3 protein-coding genes are annotated in these 1,873 nt (G+C 47.8%); all 3 read left to right on the top strand.

Features of this window, described 5'->3' with window-relative positions:
- Positions 1 to 861: archaetidylserine decarboxylase (gene asd, locus K2Q26_15085; GenBank protein ID MBY0316843.1), on the top strand; the 861-nt coding region annotated here is incomplete at its 5' end.
- A 95-nt stretch (positions 862 to 956) separates the two neighbouring features.
- Positions 957 to 1,163, top strand: a complete 207-nt coding sequence (locus tag K2Q26_15080; GenBank protein ID MBY0316842.1) for a hypothetical protein — start codon at positions 957 to 959, stop codon at positions 1,161 to 1,163.
- A 61-nt stretch (positions 1,164 to 1,224) separates the two neighbouring features.
- Positions 1,225 to 1,873, top strand: a 649-nt coding sequence (locus tag K2Q26_15075) for a DUF4097 family beta strand repeat-containing protein (protein MBY0316841.1), incomplete at its 3' end; no start/stop codon positions are given.

Below are 1,873 nucleotides of genomic sequence, written 5' to 3'. Positions count from 1 at the left end.
GATATGTACATGATTAAAAAGACCATTACGAGAGCCCTCAGAGATCAAGTATTAAGTGCAGTGATGCCATCTCTTCCCAAGAAGATGGTGAGTCATTATGTGGGGCAAGTGGCTTACGGACAGTGGCCACGGCCTCTTTCGCAGCTTTCGGTAAAGGCTTTTGCTCAACTCGTGGGGATCAACACGGAAGAGGCCGAAAAGCCTCTCAGCGAGTACAAAAATATCGGCGAATTTTTTTCACGAAAACTTAAAAAAGGCGCGCGCCCGATTCAAGGCGAGCGGGTCCATCCTTGCGATAGTCGTATTACCCAAAATGGAAAAATCGTTTCCGGTGTTCTCATTCAAGCCAAGGGTATTAAATATACTTTGGACGAATTTTTACCGCAGTCGCCTTGGGTCGGAAACATGGAAGGTGGGAACTTTACCACTTACTATTTGAGTCCGAAGGACTACCACCGTGTGCATTCCCCGGTGAAGGGGAAGATCCATTGGATGAAGTACTTCCCGGGAGAACTTTGGCCGGTGAACATTTGGAGTTTGCGAAACATTCCAGGAGTTCTGGCGATCAATGAGCGGGTGGCGATAGGTATCGAAACGGCTCAGGGTAAAATGATTCTGACGATGGTCGGCGCCACCAATGTGGGAAGCATGAGTTTTAGTTTTGATAAGTCGGTGGTCACCAACGAATACCCCTTTAAAAATCGTCGTCTTCAGATCGATTATCCGTCTTCGATTTCGGTGAACACCGGAGATGAGCTCGGCACCTTCAATTTAGGAAGCACCGTCGTATTGCTCACAGAGTCCACTTTGAACTGGCCCGTCCAGGATCCCAAACGCGTAAAGATGGGCGAATCCCTCTAGTGCCAACCCTCGACCATAGTGGGTATCTCTCTGTCGCATATTTAGAATTTTTTGTCCCTGGCCGAAGAGAACTTTGAGATGTTAAGGAGTTCGCTATGAAGATATTTTTGGCTATTTTGGGCGGCATTATTTTTGTGGGATGCTCATCCTCGTCGAGTCAGCGTTCTCCAGCAAGTCGTGCTGGTCGCCCTTACGCGGAGCCCAAGACGATGAATCGCCACTCAATGGATACCGAATCCTTATTCCAGGCCTGCCTTCGCGAATGGCCGGAGCTCTACTGTCGCAACCGAATGGGTCGATAGTTCAGACTGACATCTTCCTAAAATTTGACTTTAAAAGTAAACCCGAGCACTATCCCAGGCGATGAGTGCAGCAACTCGCAATTTACAGTGGTTTCTTTTAGGTTTTGTTTCGGCCTTGGGCTGTTTAGTCCTGGTCGTTTGCGCGATCTTCTATTTCTTTTCTCCTCTGGTCAAATTTGACGAATCCACAGGCACCGTTTCGCTTTTGGGCGGCGCTATGGATATCGAGGCCAAAACCATGATCACAGAGCTTTCGAAGGATAGCTCCTTTGTTTTTGGTGCGATCGAAGGGGTGAGCGAAACGAGCGAGGCCACCGAGACTCTGCAGATTAAATTTAGCTCCGGTGAAATTCACGTGGATTACAATCGGACGACGGAATTGAATTGGGACTGTGATGGAGCCGGTAAAGGCGCGCAGATTATCGGTGACGAAAATAAAAAAACTCTCACTTTAGATTTGCGAGGCGCGTTTGTGGATTGTGACATCTCCGTTCCTCACAAAGCCCTCGAAATTTACGGCCAAAGCGGCAAAATCGATGTCGAAAACATTGAGACGGAGCTTGATGTAAGTTTGGCAAGTGGCGAAGTTAACTTAGGATTACTCCAGTCCCTAAAGTATAAAATGGAGCTCAATGTCGGTGACGGGGATGTGAATAGTGAAATCGAAGCTTTCAAAAGTGGAGATGGGATTCCGCTCTCTGTGGACATGA

Source organism: Bdellovibrionales bacterium, assembly GCA_019750295.1.
Lineage (GTDB): Bacteria > Bdellovibrionota > Bdellovibrionia > Bdellovibrionales > JAGQZY01 > JAIEOS01.
This window is presented reverse-complemented; position numbering and strand designations above follow the sequence as displayed.

What these genes read in the sequence shown, in the direction of transcription:
- K2Q26_15080 (MBY0316842.1), top strand. Translation starts at nt 957, where the DNA reads ATGAAGATATTTTTGGCTATTTTGGGCGGCATTATTTTTGTGGGATGC.